This window comes from Mesorhizobium oxytropidicola (assembly GCF_056174625.1).
Window position 1 is genome coordinate 402,679 of the sequence record NZ_CM149692.1, and the last position, 16,046, is coordinate 418,724.

Sequence of the window (16,046 nt, forward strand, 5' to 3'; positions counted from 1 at the left end):
ATAGGCTTTTTCGGCCTGGATTGCACGTTTTGCGCGTTTCAGGCGCCCTTGACCTCTTTCTTCAGCCGCTCGATCGCCATCAGCACGCGTTCCGGCGTTGCCGGCGCATCGAGACGCGGGCAGATCTTGCGGTCGGCGACGCTGGCCACAGCATCAGACAGCGCATGCAGTACCGACATGCCGTGCGGTAGCGGCGGCTCGCCAACCGCCTTGGAACGATGAATGGTCGGCTCATAGGCCTGCGACCAGTCAGTCAGCGCCACGTTGAAGATTTTTGGGCGGTCTGACGCCAGCGGGATCTTGTAGGTCGACGGCGCATGCGTGCGCAGCCTGCCCTTGTCGTCCCACCACAGTTCCTCCGTCGTCAGCCAGCCCATGCCCTGGATGAAGCCGCCCTCGACCTGGCCGATGTCGATCGCCCGGTTCAGCGAACGGCCGCAATCATGCAGGATGTCGGCGCGCTCGACGACATATTCGCCGGTCAATGTGTCGACGGACACTTCCGAACAGGCCGCGCCATAGGCGTAGTAGTAGAAGGCGTGGCCTTGGCCCTTGCTGCGGTCCCAATGGATTTTCGGCGTCTTGTAGAAGCCGGCGGCCGAGAGCTGGACGCGCGCGATGTAGGCCTGCTTGACCAGATCGTTGAAGCTGACCTCCTGGTTGCCGACGCGGACGCGATTGGGCAGGAACACCACCTGATCGACCGGAACCTGATACTTTTCGGCGGCGAAATCGGTCAGCCGCTTGCGGATCTGGCGCGCGGCGTTCTGCGCCGCCATGCCGTTGAGGTCAGCGCCGGAGGATGCCGCCGTCGGTGCCGTGTTCGGCACCTTGGCGGTGGTGGTGGCGGTGATCTTCACCCGCTCGAGGTCGATCTGGAATTCTTCCGCCACGACCTGCGCCACCTTGAGATGCAGGCCCTGGCCCATTTCAGTGCCGCCATGGTTCATGTGCACCGAACCGTCGGCATAGACATGCACCAGCGCGCCGGCCTGGTTGGACTCGGTCTTGGTAAAGGAGATGCCGAACTTGACCGGCGTCAGCGCCAGGCCGCGCTTGATGAAACGGCTGTTGGCGTTGAAGGCCGATATTTCCCGCCGCCGCCGCGCATAATTGGCGCTTTCCTCGAGCTCGGCGACGATGCGCTGGATGATGTTGTCCTCGACCTTCTGGTGGTAGGGCGTGACGCAGCGCGAGCCGATCGCCTCCATCGGGTCATAAAAATTCAGCTTGCGGATTGCGAGCGGATCCTTGCCGACAGCGAAGGCGACCTCGTCGATGACGCGCTCGGCGCCGATCATGCCTTGCGGGCCGCCGAAGCCGCGGAAGGCGGTGTTGGAGACGGTGTTGGTGTAGAGCGGCGCCGACTTGGCGTGGACATTCGGATAGAAATAGGCGTTGTCGCAATGGAACAGCGCGCGGTCGCCGACCGGACCTGACAGGTCGGCGGAGAAGCCGGCATTCAGTGCGAACATGAAGTCGACGCCGAGGATGTTGCCATCATCGTCGAAGCCGACCTCATAGTCGATGGCGAAGTCGTGCCGCTTGCCGGTGGCGGTCATATCCTCGTCGCGGTCGAGCCTGACCTTCACGGCCCGTTTGTGCTTCTTCGCCGCGATCGCTGCGATTGCCGCGCACTGGTTGGCCTGTGTTTCCTTGCCGCCGAAGCCGCCGCCCATGCGGCGGACTTCAACGGTCACCGCATGGCTGGGCACGCCAAGCACATGGGAGACAAGGTGCTGGGTCTCGCTCGGTCCCTGGGTCGAGCAATAGACCGTGACCTCGTCGTCTTCGCCCGGCACCGCCAACGACACCTGTCCTTCGAGGTAGAAGTGGTCCTGTCCACCAAGCTTCATGCGCCCCTTCACCCGACGGGGCGCCGCGGCGATAGCGGCAGCCGCGTCGCCACGGCGCAAGGTCAACGGGGTGGTAACCAGCCTGTCCTTGATCGGGTCCAGCGGCCAGATGCCGAGGATGGCGGGAATTTCGTCATACTCGATCTTGGCCAGGCGCGCGGCACGGCGCGCCGCGTCCCTTGTTTCGGCGACGACCGCGAAGATCGGCTGGCCGAAGAACTGCACCTTGCCTTCGGCGAACACCGGGTCGTCATGCATATTGCTGGGCGAGACATCGTTTTCGCCCGGCACGTCGGCATAGGTCAGCACATCGACCACGCCGGGTGCTGTCCGCACCGCCGAGAGATCGACGCTCTTCAGCGTACCATGTGCGACTTTGGATAGGCCTAGGCCGACATGCAGCGTGCCGGTCGGTTCCGGCATGTCGTCGATATAGATGGCGGTGCCGCTGACGTGCTTGTGGGCGGAATCATGCCGCTGATCCGTGGCGACACCGCCGGCGATCTTCTCGGCCTTGAGATTTGATGTGGCGTGCTTGTTCATCATGCCGCCTCGTTGCGGGACACCTGGAAGGGTGCCCTGGTGCCGGTGGTTTCGACAAAGAAGCGCAACAACAGGTTTTTCGCCGACAGAGCCCGGTATTCTGCCGACGCCCGCATGTCGGTGAGCGGGGTGAAATCCCTGGCGTATTCGGCCATCGCCGTCTCGACCGTCTCCTCGGTCCAGGGTTTGCCGAGCAGGGCCTTTTCGACAAGAGACGCCCGCTTCGGCGTCGCCGCCATGCCGCCATAGGCGATGCGCACATCGGCGACCGTGCCGTCCTTCGCCAGCGTCAGGAAGAAGGCACCGAGGGCGGCGGTGATGTCCTCGTCGCGGCGCTTGGTGATCTTGTATACCGCAAATTTTTCTCCCTTGGCCGGCATGGGCACATGTACGGCCTCGACGAATTCGCCCGGCTGCAGGTCCTGCTTGCCATAGGCGATGAAGAAGGTTTCCAGCGGGATCGTGCGCCGCTTCTTGCCCCTGCGCAGCGTCAGCCGCGCGCCGAGCGCGATCAGGGGCGGCGGCGTGTCGCCGATCGGCGAGCCGTTGGCGATGTTGCCGCCGATGGTGCCCATGTTGCGCACCTGTTCGCCGCCGATACGGTCGAACAACGGTCCAAGCGCCGGGATGCGTTTCGACAGCGTCGAGAAGGCTTCGGTGTAGGTGACGCCGGCGCCGATCGAGATGACGCCTTTGTCTTCGGCGACGGTGCACAGCCCGCCGAGACTACCGATGAAGATCGCCGGCGTGATGTCGCGCATATGCTTGGTCACCCACAGGCCGACATCGGTCGAGCCGGCAACGATGGTGGCGCCGGGCTCCTTGTCCAGTATGGCGGCGAAATCGTCGACATTGGCCGGCACGATGAGCCGCGCCTTGCCAGCGCCGATCTCGACCCGCGCGCCGTCCCGCATGGCCTCCAGCCTCGCCGTGATCGCCTTGCGCTCCACGGCCAGCGGGTCCTTCGCCGCCTTGCCGTAGCTGGAGATAGCGTGCGCGGCGCGCATGATCGCCTCGTAACCGGTGCAGCGGCAGAGATTGCCTTGCAAGGCCTTTTCGATCGCCGCGTTCGATGGGTCCGGCGACTTCATCCACAGGCCATAGAGCGACATGACGAAGCCCGGCGTGCAGAAGCCGCATTGCGAGCCATGGAAATCGACCATCGCCTGCTGGACGGGATGCAACTGGCCGGGCTGGCCACGCAAATGTTCTACGGTCACGACATGCGTGCCGTCGAGCGAGCCGAGGAAGCGGATGCAGGCATTGACACTGTCATAGACCAGGCCGCCGGCAGAGAGCTTGCCGACCAGCACGGTGCAGGCGCCGCAATCGCCCTCGGCGCAGCCTTCCTTGGTGCCGCGCAGCGAACGGTCGAGCCGCAGCCAGTCGAGCAGGGTCGCGTCTGGGGCCACCGAGGACAGCGCGACATCCCTGCCATTCAGGATGAAGCGGATCTCGTTGCGGATCGTGACCTTTGCCATGCCTCAGCTCCCCCTGTAGGTCGAATAGCCATAGGGCGAGATCAGCAATGGTACATGATAGTGCACCGCCTCGGCCATACCGAAACGGATCGGCACGCTGTCAAGGAAAGCCGGCTCGGGCAGTTTTGTGCCCTGGCCGCGCAGATAGTCGCCGGCCGAGAACACCAGCTCATATTCGCCGGTACGGAATTCGCTACCTGCCAGCAGTGGTGCGTCGCAGCGGCCGTCGGCATTGGTTGCGACCGTCTTCAGAAGCGTGCGTGCGGCGCCGTCGAGATGATAAAGCGCGATCGACAAACCGGCCGCCGGCTTGCCGGTCGCCGTGTCCAGCACGTGGGTCGTCAGGCGCCCGCCATCGGCTTTCGACGTTTCTGCCATTGGCCGCCTCCCATCCAGGTACATCAGAACAATAGTGATGAATTGTGCGCCAATTAAAGGCGATGCATAAGTCCCGGTCGAGCGGAGTGCGACAAAAACACTTTCAAAAATTTTCGGGGAATGCGAGAAGCACCCTTTCGATATCCTGATCATGGTTCGGGCGACGCCCGGCGGGAGAGACGATGCGTTACATCAGAGACATGCGCGGCTATGGAGCCAATCCGCCTGATCCGAAATGGCCTGGCGGTGCGCATGTCGCCGTGCAGTTCGTCGTCAATTACGAAGAGGGCGGCGAGAATTGCGTGCTCCACGGCGACAAGGCTTCTGAAGCCTTCCTGTCGGAGATCGTCGGCGCGGCACCCTGGGTGGGGCAGCGCCACTGGAACATGGAATCGATCTACGAATATGGCGCGCGGGCCGGCTTCTGGCGCTTGCTTCGCCTGTTCAGCGAGTCGCATGTGCCGGTGACCTGCTACGGCGTCGCCACAGCACTCGCCCGTTCACCCGACCAGGTCACGGCCATGCAGGACGCCGGCTGGGAGATCGCCTCGCACGGGTTGCGGTGGATCGACTATCGCGACCACAGCGCCGAGGATGAGCGCAGTGACCTCGAAGCGGCGATCAAACTGCATTACGAGGTGACCGGCCAGCGCCCGACCGGCTGGTATACGGGCCGCACCTCGGTCAACACGGTGCGGCTGGTGGCTGAAGAAGGCGGCTTCGACTACGTCTCCGACACCTATGACGACGAACTGCCCTACTGGTTCGAGCATGCCGGCGGCACGCAGCTCATCATCCCCTATACGCTCGACGCCAACGACATGCGCTTCGCCACGCCGCAGGGCTTCAATTCGGGCGACCAGTTCTTCGCCTATCTGAAAGACAGTTTCGACACGCTCTATGCCGAGGGTCAGGCCGGGCGGCCGCGCATGATGAATATCGGCCTGCATTGCCGCCTCGTCGGGCGGCCAGGCCGGGTGGCGGCGCTGAAGCGCTTCGTCGACTATGTCAAATCGCGCGACAAGGTCTGGCTGGCGCGGCGCATCGACATCGCCAAACACTGGCATGAGAACCATCCCTACAAGCCCGCGGCGCTGCGCCCCTCGAAGATGGAATTCGAAACCTTCGTCCACACGTTCGGCGGCGTGTTCGAGCATTCGCCTTGGATTGCAGAGCGCGCCTACGAACTGGAGCTCGGACCGGCGCACGACACGGCCGGCGGCCTGCACAATGCGCTCTGCCGCATCTTCCGTTCCGCCAGCGAGACCGAGCGGCTCGGCGTGCTCAACGCTCATCCCGACCTTGCCGGCAAGCTGGCCAAGGCCAAGCGGCTGACGGCGGAGTCTACGCGGGAACAAGCCTCGGCCGGCCTCGACGCGCTGACCGACAAGGAGCGCGAACTGTTCTCCAAGCTCAACGCCGCCTACGTCACCGCTTTCGGCTTCCCCTTCATCATCGCGGTGAAGGGCAAGACCAAGGAGGAAATCCTGGCGGAATTCGAGGCGCGCATTGGCAACAGCCGCGGCGTCGAATTCGAAACCGCCTGCAAACAGGTCGAGCGCATCGCGCTGCTCCGCCTCAGAGATATGCTACCGCAATAGGTTTGAACCCATGGATACGATCAGGATGCCAGAGCGCACCTACTACGCACCGCATGGCGGCCATCCCGGCCAATCTGAATTGCTGACAGGCCGTGCCGTCTTCACCGAGGCCTACGCCGTCATCCCCAAAGGCGTGATGCAGGACATCGTCACCAGCGCCTTGCCGTTCTGGGACAAGACCCGCGTCTGGATCCTGTCGCGGCCGCTGTCCGGCTTCGCCGAGACGTTTTCGCAATACATTGTCGAGGTCGCGCCCGGCGGCGGCAGCGACCGGCCGGAACCCGATGCCGGCGCCGAGGGCGCCCTGTTCGTGGTCGAAGGCGAACTGACGATTCTGCTCGCCGGCAAGAAGCATGTTTTGCGGCCGGGAGGCTTTGCCTTCCTGCCGCCGGCCAGCGGCTGGACGGTTCGCAACGAAAGCAAGGCGGCAGTCCGCTTCCATTGGATTCGCAAGGCCTACGAGGTGGTCGACGGTCTCGACACGCCGGAGGCCTTTTTCACCAATGAACAGGATATCGCGCCGACGCCGATGCCCGGCACAGAGGGTCGCTGGGCGACGACACGCTTCGTCGATCCCGCCGATTTGCGCCACGACATGCACATGACCATCGTCACGCTCGAGCCCGGCGCTGTCATTCCCTTCGCCGAGACGCATGTCATGGAACACGGGCTCTACGTGCTGGAAGGCAAGGCGGTGTACCGCCTCAACCAGGACTGGGTCGAGGTCGAAGCCGGGGACTATATGTGGCTGCGCGCCTTCTGCCCGCAGGCCTGCTATGCCGGCGGCCCCGGCAAATTCCGCTACCTGCTCTACAAGGACGTCAACCGGCACGCCAAGCTCGGCGGGGCGGGCATTGGCAGTCGCGCGCGGTGACCCGCATCGTTGCGCGGCCGCTGACCCGCGAGGCCTTTGCCCCCTTCGGCGATGTCATCGACATGGGCGGCGACAACCACTACCCGATCAATGGCGGCAAGGCCGAACGCTACCACGATCTCGCCACCGCCGAGGCGGCGGGACTGAACGCCCGCGTGCTGATCTCGATGGTGCGCGGCACGCCTTATGAGATGCCGTTGAAGCTGATCATGGTCGAGCGTCACCCCCTCGGCAGCCAGGCTTTCATCCCGTTGTCGCCGCGCCCGTTCCTGGTCGTCGTGTGCCATGACGGCAAGGAGGGGCCGGGCGAGCCGCACGCCTTCATCACCGCGCCCGGACAAGGCATCAACTATTCGCGCAATCTCTGGCATGGCGTGCTGACGCCGCTCGGCGAGCCCCAGGATTTCCTGATCGTCGACCGCGGCGGCGACGGCTCGAACCTCGAAGAGTTCCATTTCTCGCACGCCTACGAGATCCACCTTCCCTGAAGGGTTCCCTTTTCCAATGACCGACATTTCGCTGATCGACCGCCTGCTCGACGTCATCGAGCACGACATCGTGCCGAAGACGGCTGACGGCGTTGCCCACGGCAACAAGCTGTTCGGCGCAGCGATCCTGCGCAAGGACGACCGCTCGCTGGTTCTGGCCGAAACCAACAACGAGATCGAAAACCCGCTCTGGCATGGCGAGGTGCATTGCCTGAAGCGGTTTTACGAGATGCCGAAAGCCGAGCGCGTCGACACCAAGGACGCGCTGTTCATAGCCACGCACGAGCCCTGCTCGCTCTGCCTTTCGGCGATCACCTGGACCGGCTTCGACAATTTCTACTACCTCTTCAGCCACGAGGATTCGCGCGACAGTTTTGCCATCCCGCACGACCTGAAAATCCTGAAAGAGGTCTTCACCCTCGACCCCGGCGGCTACAATGCCGAGAACGCCTATTGGAAGAGCTTTTCCATCCGCAGGCTGGTGCGGGCGCTGCCCGAGGCCGAGCGCGAACGGCTGGAGACGCGCATCGGCAAGATCTCGGCACGCTACGATGAACTGTCCGGCGCCTACCAGGCGAGCAAAAGCGAAAACGACATCCCGCTAGACTAGCCTTCAGCCCCTAGGATCAGCCGTCTTGAATTGCCACCTTTATGGTGGCATATTGCAGTCTGGAGAAACGCAGGCCCACCTACGATCTTGACGCGATCAAGACGGCGTTGGGGTCCGTGGACACGCTGGCAATCACAACATCCGCGCTGCGAGACGCTCTCGGTCTTGGTTTCGATCGCGCCGGCATTGTCGAGGTGATCGGCGACATGACACGCAAGATGTTCGTGAAGTCGATGACGACTTTCGCGGATCATCGGGTTTGGCAGGACGTCTACCATGTGCCGGCGCGTGACCTGCTCCTCTATGTGAAATTCCAGGCGGATGTCGTGACCGAGTTCACGGTCATGTCGTTCAAGGAGAAATGACCATGGCGACAAGGGATGAAAGTAGGACGATGATTTCCCCCGAAACCGGAGAAACCCTGACGCGTCAGGTGCGTCCATTCACTGTGACCTATAAGGGCGAGAGCATAATTGTCGACCTTCCGGGTTATTATCCGGCCACCGGGAACGAGGGGGTGCATGTTGGGGACGACATGATTGCTGTCGAAGCGGCTCTTCGCGCCCTCAAGGAAAAGATCGACGGCGTTCCCGCTCCGGCAACCATCCGCCGTATGCGCACAAAGCTCAAACTGTCACAGCGCGAGGCAGGATCCCTGTTCAAAGTCGGCGAAAATGCTTTCGACAAATATGAACGAGGCCTGATCGAGCCAAGCGGCCCGACCATCCAACTGATGACGTTGCTGGAAAAACATCCCGAACTGCTGGACGAATTGCGGTAGCGGCACAGGTCGCATAATTCGCTACGCCAGTCGCGAATGGCGATTGAAAGTTGCGGCGACGCGGGGCGTTATGCGCACCCATGAAAACCATCACTGAATTTCCCCGCAAGGTCGTCGAATTCCCCGATATGGGCATCGTCATGCCGGATGGCTGCCGGCTGTCGGCGCGGGTGTGGATGCCGGAGGATGCCGGCGACGATCCGGTGCCTGTGATCCTCGAGCACTTGCCCTACCGCAAGCGCGACGGCACCATTTTTCGCGATCAGCTGACGCATCCCTATTTTGCCGGGCACGGTTATGCCTCGATCCGCGTCGACATGCGCGGCAATGGCGATTCCGAAGGGCTAATGGACGACGAATATTCCGAGCAGGAATTGCAGGACGCCTGCGACGTCATCGCCTGGGCGGCCAGCCAACCCTGGTGCAATGGCAATGTTGGCATGATGGGCATTTCCTGGGGCGGCTTCAACTGCCTGCAGGTCGCGGCCAAGCAGCCGCCGGCGCTGAAGGCCGTGATCAGCCTGTGCTCGACCGTCGACCGCTACGCCGACGACATCCACTACAAGGGCGGCTGCCTGCTGATCGAGAATTTCGGCTGGGCATCGACGATGCTGTCCTACTCGTCGCGGCCGCCGGACCCGCTGATTGCCGGCGACAACCGCTGGCGCGATCTGTGGCTGACGCGGCTGGAGAACCAGGCTTTCCTGGCGCCGCTGTGGCTGAAGCACCAGCATCGCGACGCCTATTGGAAGCGTGGCTCGATCTGCGAGGATTTTTCCGCCGTCAAGGCGGCCGTGCTGTCGATCGGCGGCTGGCATGACGGCTATCGCAACACGATCTCGCACCTCGTCACCAACATCGAGGCGCCGGTCAAGGGCATCGTCGGCCCCTGGATCCACAAATATCCGCATTATGCCGGACCCCAGCCGGCCATTGGCTTCCTGCAGGAAGCTCTGCGCTGGTGGGACCGCTGGCTGAAGGATGCCAAGACCGGCGTCGAGAACGATCCCGCTTACCGCGCCTATGTGATGGACAGCGTGCGCCCGGCCCGCTGGCATCCGGAGCGACCCGGTCGCTGGGTGGCGGAGCAACAATGGCCGTCGCCCGCCATCAAGACGCAAACGGTCGAACTGATCTCCGCAGGCAGCAGGCCGGCCATTGTCGCCTCGCCCCAGAATTGTGGCCTCGCCGGTGGCGAATATTTCCCGTTCACCTTCGGCCCGGAACTGCCGGGCGACCAGCGTCCCGACGATGCGCTGTCGGTGTGTTTCGACCAGCCGGAACTCGCCGAGGCCATCGACATTGTCGGTGCGCCGGAAGTTCAGGTCACGCTCTCGTCCGATCGCCCGCAGGCCAACATCGCGGTGCGGCTCTGCGACGTGCATCCCGACGGCGCTTCGGAACTGATCTCCTACGGCGTGCTCAACCTGACGCACCGCGACTCGCATGAATTCCCGCAGGCGCTGGTGCCGGGCGAGACCGTGTCGGCGCGCGTCGTGCTCGATCAATGCGCCTACCGCGTGCCGGCCGGCCACCGCCTGCGCGTCGCCGTGTCGAACGCCTATTGGCCAATGATCTGGCCCTCGCCGGAGCCGGTGCGGCTGACCTTGTCGGCTGCGACACTGGCCTTGCCGCTACGGCCGCTTGCAAAAGGCAACGAAGCGACGTTCGCCGAGCCGGAAGGGGCTGCGCCCTGGGCCACCGAGACGGTTCGGCCCGCCAATTCCGAACGCCATGTCGATCGCGATGAAAAGACTGGAATCGTCACGCTTTCCATAGCGGATGATTTTGGCGCGGTGCGCGATCTCGACCACGGCCTGGTCAATGGCAGCATCGCCCGCGAGACCTGGACGATCCACCCTGACAATCCATTGTCAGCCACGGGAAAAACCCATTGGACACAGACACTGTCGCGAAATGGATGGTCGGTGCGTACCGAGACATGGGCCGAGATGCGATCGGACGAACAAAACTTCATCGTCAGCGCCAGAATCGAGGCTTATGAGGGCGAAAAAATTGCCTTCGAACGCAATTTCGAGGAAAAGATTCCGCGCGCGCTTGTTTGAGCCCTGACGCCGTTGGTCCAAATGCGACGTACGATTTACGCCACGGCATGTCGCATTCGGTCTTGCTTACCGCTTTCCCTTACGGTCATTATTCCCCTCACAAGAAGCAAGAAAATCGACCGCAGAGTCGAACCAACAGAGTGAGGAACTCAAAATGTCAAACGAACTGGAATTCCTTAGCCGGCATGTTGCAGCCGGCAAGCTGAGCCGTCGTGATTTTCTCGGTCGGGCGGCAGCGCTCGGCATCGCCGCGCCCTTCGCCAACTCGCTGCTTTCAAGCGCGGCGCGGGCGGCAGGACCGGTCAAGGGCGGCACGCTGAAGGCCGGCCTGGTCGGCGGTGAATCCACCAACAGCCTCGATCCGGCGCTGATGATGACGCAGGTGCCGTTCGCCTTCGGCAAGTGCTGGGGCGAAATGATCGTCGAGCTGTCGCCGGACGGCAAGCTCGAGAACCGTATCGCCGAGGAGATCGGCTCCTCGGACGATGCGAAGACCTGGACCCTGAAAATCCGCGACGGGGTCGAATTCCACAACGGCAAGACCGTGACCGCCGAGGACGTGGCCGCCACGCTGGAGCGTCATTCGGACGAGAAGTCGAAATCCGGCGCGCTCGGCTACATGAAGGGCATCGCGACCATCAAGGCCAGCGGCAAGGAAGTGGTGCTGACGTTGAAGGAGGCCAATGCCGACCTTCCCTACCTGCTCAGCGACTATCACCTGATCGTCCAGCCGAATGGCGGCAAGGACAAGCCCGATGCCGGCATTTCGGCCGGCCCGTACGTGGTCAAGACCAACGAGCCCGGCGTACGCCATGGCGGCGAGCGTTTCGCCAACTACTGGCAGGGCGACAAGATGGGCCATGCCGACCAGATCGAAGTCATCGTCATCAACGACGCCACGGCGCGCACGGCGGCCCTGCAGGGCGGCCAGGTCAACATGATCAACCGCGTCGAGCCAAAGATCGTCGACCTGATCAAGCGCGTGCCGGGCGTCACCATCCGCAACCATGCGGGTCCGGGCCACTATGTCTTCATCATGCATTGCAACACAGCACCCTTCGACAACAACGACCTGCGCATGGCGCTGAAGCTCGCGATCGACCGCGAGGAGATGCTGACCAAGGTGCTGCGCGGCTATGGCTCGCTCGGCAACGACTTCCCGATCAACTCGTCCTATCCGCTGTTCACCGAGATCGAGCAGCGCAAGTACGATCCCGACAAGGCCAAGTTCCACTATAAGAAGTCCGGCCATGACGGCACCGTGCTGCTCAGGACCTCCGACGTCGCCTTCCCCGGCGCGGTCGATGCTTCACAGCTCTTCCAGCAGAGCGCGGCCAAGGCCGGCATCAAGATCGAGCTCAAGCGCGAGCCCGGCGACGGTTACTGGAACGAGGTCTGGAACAAGCAGCCCTTCTGCGCTTCCTATTGGGGCGGACGCTCGACCCAGGACCAGATGTACTCGACCGCCTATCTGTCGACCGCCGACTGGAACGACACGCGTTTCAAGCGCCCGGACTTCGACAAGATGGTGCTGGCGGCGCGCGCCGAACTCGACGAGGCCAAGCGCAAGCAGATGTACCACGACATGGCCGTCATGGTGCGCGACGAAGGCGGCCTGATCCTGCCGATGTTCAACCAGTTCATCGACGCCACCGGCGCCAAGGTCGATGGCTGGGTGGACGATCCGCATCAGGAACTGATGAACGGTTACGCCCTGGCGAAGTGCTGGCTGCAGGCCTGAGTCCGGCTTTGCAGAGATGTCTTCACCCATCTTGAAGCTAATTGCCCAGCGCATTGCGCTGGGCGTCCTCCTTTTGTTGGCCATTTCGGTCCTGATCTTCGCCGGTACGCAAATCCTGCCCGGCGACGTCGCGCAAGCCATTCTGGGACAATCGGCGACGCCGGAGTCGCTCGCCAATCTGCGCGAGCAGCTCGGGCTGAACGACCCGGCCTATGTCAGGTATTTCCACTGGCTCGGCGGCGTGCTGACCGGCAACCTTGGCACGGCCATGTCGAGCGGCCAGGATATCGCCACCTCGATCAAGGGCCGGCTGTGGAACACGCTGTTCCTCGCCTTCTGGGCGGCGATCGTGGCCGTGCCGCTGGCGATCATCCTCGGCCTGATCGCGGTGCGTTACCGCAATGGCTGGGTCGACAAGCTGATCTCTGGACTGGCGCTCGCGTCGACCTCCTTCCCGGAATTCTTCATCGGCTATGTGCTGGTCTACTTCTTCGCCGTGAAGTGGCAGATCTTTCCCGGCATCTCGACCGTCTATGACGGCATGCCGTTCGGTGAGCGGATGCAGGCGATCGCGCTGCCGGCGACGGCGCTGACGCTGGTGGTGCTCGCCCACATGATGCGCATGACGCGCGCGGCGATCCTCAATGTCATGCAGTCGGCCTATGTCGAGACGGCGGAACTGAAAGGCCTGTCGGCCTTCAACGTCATCCGCAAGCACGCCTTCCCGAACGCGATCGCGCCGATCATCAACGTCGTCATGCTCAACCTCGCCTATCTGATCGTCGGCGTCGTCGTGGTCGAGGTGATCTTCGTCTATCCCGGCATGGGACAATATCTCGTCGATCACGTCACCAAGCGTGACGTGCCGGTGGTGCAGGCCGTCGGCCTGATATTCGCCGCCGTCTACATCAGCCTCAACATCATTGCGGACATAGCGGCGATCATCGCCAATCCGCGTCTCCGACATCCGAAATAGGGGGCGGGCATGCTCGATATCAAACGCATCCCCATCCCCGCGCTGATCGGCATAATCCTGACGGCACTGTTCGTGCTGGCGGCGATCTTCGCACCCTGGATCTCACCGCATGACAACGCTGAGATCGTCGGCGATGTCTGGGAGCCTATGTCGGCGGCGCATTGGCTGGGCACCGACAATCTCGGCCGCGATCTGTTGTCGCGGATGATCTACGGCGCCCGCATCACCCTGTTCATCGCGGTGTTAGCCACCGCGCTGTCGTTCTCGCTCGGCGCCATACTGGGCTTCTCGGCGGCGGTGTTCGGCGGCTGGTTCGACACGATCCTGTCGCGCCTCGTCGACCTCCTGATGTCAATCCCGACGCTGATCATGGGCCTGGTCGTGTTGTCGGTGCTTCCGACCAACCTGGTGACGCTGATTATGGTGATGGGCATTCTCGATTCGACACGCGTCTATCGCCTGTCGCGAGCGGTGGCCGTCGACATCAATGTCATGGACTATGTCGAAGCCGCCAAGCTGCGTGGCGAAGGCAGCGCCTGGATCATCTTCCGCGAAATCCTGCCCAATGCGCTGTCGCCGCTGGTTTCGGAACTCGGCCTGCGCTTCATCTATGCGGTGCTGTTTCTGTCGACGCTGTCCTTCCTCGGTCTTGGCGTGCAGCCACCGGATGCCGACTGGGGCGGCATGGTCAAGGAAAACAAGGACGGCATCGTCTTCGGCATCGGGGCGGCACTGATCCCGGCGGCGGCGATCGCCATGCTGGCGATCTCGGTCAACCTCGTCGCCGACTGGGTGCTTAACCGTACGACCAGCCTGAAGGGAGGACGCGGGTGATGGCCGACAGCAAAGCGAAGCCTGGCCTGCTCCTCGACATCCGCAATTTGCGCATCGAGGCCACCGTCTACCCGCCCGGCGAGCCGCCGAAGAACATCGTGCTGGTGCATGACGTCTCGTTGACGCTGGAAAAGGGCAAGGTGCTGGGCCTGATCGGCGAATCCGGCGCCGGCAAGTCGACCATCGGCCTGTCGTCGATGGGCTATGGCCGCGGCGGCGTGCGCATCACCGGTGGTGAGGTGATCCTAAACGGCCGCGATATCCTCAAGGGTGGGAAGGAAGGTTTCCGCAAGCTGCGCGGCCGCGAGGTCTGCTATGTCGCGCAATCGGCGGCGGCGGCCTTCAACCCGGCGCACAAGCTGATGGATCAGGTGGTGGAAGCCACTCTGCTGCACGGCACGGCGACACGCGCCGAGGCCGAGAAGCGCGCCGTTGCGCTGTTCAAGAAGCTCAGCCTGCCAAACCCCGAAACCATCGGCGAGCGCTTTCCGCACCAGGTCTCGGGCGGCCAGCTGCAGCGCGTGATGACGGCAATGGCGCTGTGCTCGGAGCCGGACCTGATCGTCTTCGACGAGCCGACCACGGCGCTCGACGTGACGACGCAGATCGACGTACTGGCGGCGATCAAGGATGCCATCCGCGATACGCATGTGGCGGCGCTGTATATCACCCACGACCTTGCCGTTGTCGCCCAGGTCTCTGACGAGATCATGGTGCTGCGCCATGGCCGGCTGGTCGAATGGGGCGGCACCCGCCAGATCATCAAGGAACCGCGCCAGGAATACACCAATGCGCTGGTCTCGGTGCACGAGATCGAGCACGCCGAACAGAAACCCGGCACCACACCGTTCCTGTCGGTCAAGAATGTCACCGCTGCCTATGGCCGCAGCCACATCAAGGTGCTGAAGAACGTTTCGGTCGACATCTATCCCGGCCAGACGCTGGCCGTGGTGGGTGAGTCCGGCTCCGGAAAGTCGACGCTGGCGCGCGCCATCACTGGTTTGCTGCCGCCAGAGGAAGGCACCGTCACCTTTGACGGACGTCCGCTGGCCAACCGGCTGGCCGACCGGCCGAAAGAAGATCTGCGCCAGTTGCAGATGATCTATCAGATGGCCGACGTGGCGATGAACCCGCGCCAGACGGTCGGCACCATCATCGGCCGGCCGCTCGAATTCTATTTCGGCATACGCGGCAAGGAACGCGACCGGCGCGTCGCGGAGCTGCTCGACAAGATCGAGATGGGCAAAGGCTTTTCCGACCGCTACCCGGCCGAGCTTTCCGGCGGCCAGAAGCAGCGTGTCTGCATTGCCCGTTCGCTCGCCGCCAAGCCCAAGCTGATCATCTGCGACGAGGTGACGTCGGCGCTCGACCCGCTGGTCGCTCACGGCATCCTGGAGCTGCTGCTCGAGTTGCAGAAGGAGGAGAACGTCGCCTATCTGTTCATCACCCACGACCTTGCCACGGTGAAGTCGATCGCCGATTCGATCGCGGTGATGTATCGCGGCGAGGTGGTGCGCTATGGGCCGAAGAGCACGGTACTGACCCCGCCCTTCGATGCCTATACCGATCTTCTGCTTTCCTCGGTTCCCGAGATGGAGATCGGCTGGCTGGAAAAGGCGATCAAGGGGCGGCGCATGGCCAGCGCAGGGAACTGAAGCAATTCCAGGGGAAGTGCGAACCTTCCGGAATTGCGTCAGACAAAGGAATAACCCGAACCGCTGGCCGGGGCGACTGTCGTCATCGGTATGCAACACTAAAGCGCCACACGTCCTTGCGGACGGGCGCTGCTCGTGACGTTGTTTTCAACAAGGGGTAGG

The 16,046-nt window shown here is 63.0% G+C and carries 14 protein-coding genes; 11 read left to right on the plus strand and 3 right to left on the minus strand.

The genetic code is table 11. From position 1 onward, the window contains the following. Window positions 1-38 precede the first annotated feature (38 nt). Genes xdhB through uraH form a run of 3 tightly spaced genes read right to left on the minus strand, consistent with a single transcriptional unit; the run spans window position 39 to window position 4,258 of the window. Complete coding sequence (gene xdhB / locus AC0V8S_RS01885; RefSeq protein WP_475438559.1) at window positions 39-2,399, minus strand: xanthine dehydrogenase molybdopterin binding subunit; 2,361 nt, start codon at window positions 2,397-2,399, stop codon at window positions 39-41. Then, window positions 2,399-3,880 (minus strand): xanthine dehydrogenase small subunit, encoded by a 1,482-nt coding sequence (xdhA, locus tag AC0V8S_RS01890; protein ID WP_475436648.1) that lies wholly within the window; start codon window positions 3,878-3,880, stop codon window positions 2,399-2,401. Before xdhA ends, xdhB begins: the two co-directional genes overlap by 1 nt. A 3-nt stretch (window positions 3,881-3,883) precedes the next feature. Beyond that, entirely contained in the window at window positions 3,884-4,258 is a 375-nt protein-coding gene (gene uraH / locus AC0V8S_RS01895; RefSeq protein ID WP_183464902.1) for a hydroxyisourate hydrolase, read from the minus strand. A gap of 182 nt (window positions 4,259-4,440) precedes the next feature. Between uraH and puuE the strand changes: the two genes are divergently transcribed. From puuE to AC0V8S_RS01950, 11 genes are all read left to right on the plus strand, one after another. Beyond that, complete coding sequence (puuE, locus tag AC0V8S_RS01900; protein ID WP_475436649.1) at window positions 4,441-5,859, plus strand: allantoinase PuuE; 1,419 nt, start codon at window positions 4,441-4,443, stop codon at window positions 5,857-5,859. Between the two features lie 10 nt (window positions 5,860-5,869). Next, window positions 5,870-6,733: a bifunctional allantoicase/(S)-ureidoglycine aminohydrolase gene (locus tag AC0V8S_RS01905; RefSeq protein WP_183464900.1), complete on the plus strand. Its 864-nt coding sequence runs from the start codon at window positions 5,870-5,872 to the stop codon at window positions 6,731-6,733. Next, window positions 6,730-7,221, plus strand: a complete 492-nt coding sequence (locus AC0V8S_RS01910; protein ID WP_475436650.1) for an ureidoglycolate lyase — start codon at window positions 6,730-6,732, stop codon at window positions 7,219-7,221. The genes AC0V8S_RS01905 and AC0V8S_RS01910 overlap by 4 nt, the downstream gene beginning before the upstream one ends. A 16-nt stretch (window positions 7,222-7,237) precedes the next feature. Continuing rightward, the gene (locus AC0V8S_RS01915; protein ID WP_183464898.1) at window positions 7,238-7,831 is read left to right on the plus strand and encodes a nucleoside deaminase; all 594 of its coding nucleotides are present in this window, start codon (window positions 7,238-7,240) and stop codon (window positions 7,829-7,831) included. A gap of 116 nt (window positions 7,832-7,947) precedes the next feature. Beyond that, the gene (locus AC0V8S_RS01920; protein ID WP_244661941.1) at window positions 7,948-8,196 is read left to right on the plus strand and encodes a type II toxin-antitoxin system MqsR family toxin; all 249 of its coding nucleotides are present in this window, start codon (window positions 7,948-7,950) and stop codon (window positions 8,194-8,196) included. 2 nt (window positions 8,197-8,198) lie between these two features. Further along, window positions 8,199-8,612: a type II toxin-antitoxin system MqsA family antitoxin gene (locus AC0V8S_RS01925; protein ID WP_183464897.1), complete on the plus strand. Its 414-nt coding sequence runs from the start codon at window positions 8,199-8,201 to the stop codon at window positions 8,610-8,612. A gap of 80 nt (window positions 8,613-8,692) precedes the next feature. Next, on the plus strand, window positions 8,693-10,678 hold the full coding sequence (locus AC0V8S_RS01930; protein ID WP_475436651.1) for a CocE/NonD family hydrolase: 1,986 nt from the start codon (window positions 8,693-8,695) through the stop codon (window positions 10,676-10,678). 154 nt (window positions 10,679-10,832) lie between these two features. Further along, complete coding sequence (locus AC0V8S_RS01935) at window positions 10,833-12,419, plus strand: ABC transporter substrate-binding protein (RefSeq protein ID WP_183464895.1); 1,587 nt, start codon at window positions 10,833-10,835, stop codon at window positions 12,417-12,419. 16 nt (window positions 12,420-12,435) lie between these two features. After that, the gene (locus AC0V8S_RS01940) at window positions 12,436-13,395 is read left to right on the plus strand and encodes an ABC transporter permease (RefSeq protein WP_183464894.1); all 960 of its coding nucleotides are present in this window, start codon (window positions 12,436-12,438) and stop codon (window positions 13,393-13,395) included. A gap of 9 nt (window positions 13,396-13,404) precedes the next feature. Beyond that, window positions 13,405-14,229, plus strand: coding sequence for an ABC transporter permease (locus AC0V8S_RS01945; RefSeq protein WP_096452845.1), 825 nt, complete (start codon window positions 13,405-13,407; stop codon window positions 14,227-14,229). After that, window positions 14,229-15,884 (plus strand): ABC transporter ATP-binding protein, encoded by a 1,656-nt coding sequence (locus AC0V8S_RS01950; RefSeq protein ID WP_475436652.1) that lies wholly within the window; start codon window positions 14,229-14,231, stop codon window positions 15,882-15,884. Before AC0V8S_RS01945 ends, AC0V8S_RS01950 begins: the two co-directional genes overlap by 1 nt. The last annotated feature ends 162 nt before the right edge of the window (window positions 15,885-16,046 follow it).

Excerpts from the sequence above, each read along its gene's own strand:
- xdhB (WP_475438559.1), bottom strand. The coding sequence starts at position 2,399 with ATGAACAAGCACGCCACATCAAATCTCAAGGCCGAGAAGATCGCCGGC.
- xdhA (WP_475436648.1), bottom strand. The coding sequence starts at position 3,880 with ATGGCAAAGGTCACGATCCGCAACGAGATCCGCTTCATCCTGAATGGC.
- uraH (WP_183464902.1), bottom strand. The coding sequence starts at position 4,258 with ATGGCAGAAACGTCGAAAGCCGATGGCGGGCGCCTGACGACCCACGTG.
- puuE (WP_475436649.1), top strand. The coding sequence starts at position 4,441 with ATGCGTTACATCAGAGACATGCGCGGCTATGGAGCCAATCCGCCTGAT.
- AC0V8S_RS01905 (WP_183464900.1), top strand. The coding sequence starts at position 5,870 with ATGGATACGATCAGGATGCCAGAGCGCACCTACTACGCACCGCATGGC.
- AC0V8S_RS01915 (WP_183464898.1), top strand. The coding sequence starts at position 7,238 with ATGACCGACATTTCGCTGATCGACCGCCTGCTCGACGTCATCGAGCAC.
- AC0V8S_RS01925 (WP_183464897.1), top strand. The coding sequence starts at position 8,199 with ATGGCGACAAGGGATGAAAGTAGGACGATGATTTCCCCCGAAACCGGA.
- AC0V8S_RS01930 (WP_475436651.1), top strand. The coding sequence starts at position 8,693 with ATGAAAACCATCACTGAATTTCCCCGCAAGGTCGTCGAATTCCCCGAT.
- AC0V8S_RS01935 (WP_183464895.1), top strand. The coding sequence starts at position 10,833 with ATGTCAAACGAACTGGAATTCCTTAGCCGGCATGTTGCAGCCGGCAAG.
- AC0V8S_RS01940 (WP_183464894.1), top strand. The coding sequence starts at position 12,436 with ATGTCTTCACCCATCTTGAAGCTAATTGCCCAGCGCATTGCGCTGGGC.
- AC0V8S_RS01945 (WP_096452845.1), top strand. The coding sequence starts at position 13,405 with ATGCTCGATATCAAACGCATCCCCATCCCCGCGCTGATCGGCATAATC.
- AC0V8S_RS01950 (WP_475436652.1), top strand. The coding sequence starts at position 14,229 with ATGGCCGACAGCAAAGCGAAGCCTGGCCTGCTCCTCGACATCCGCAAT.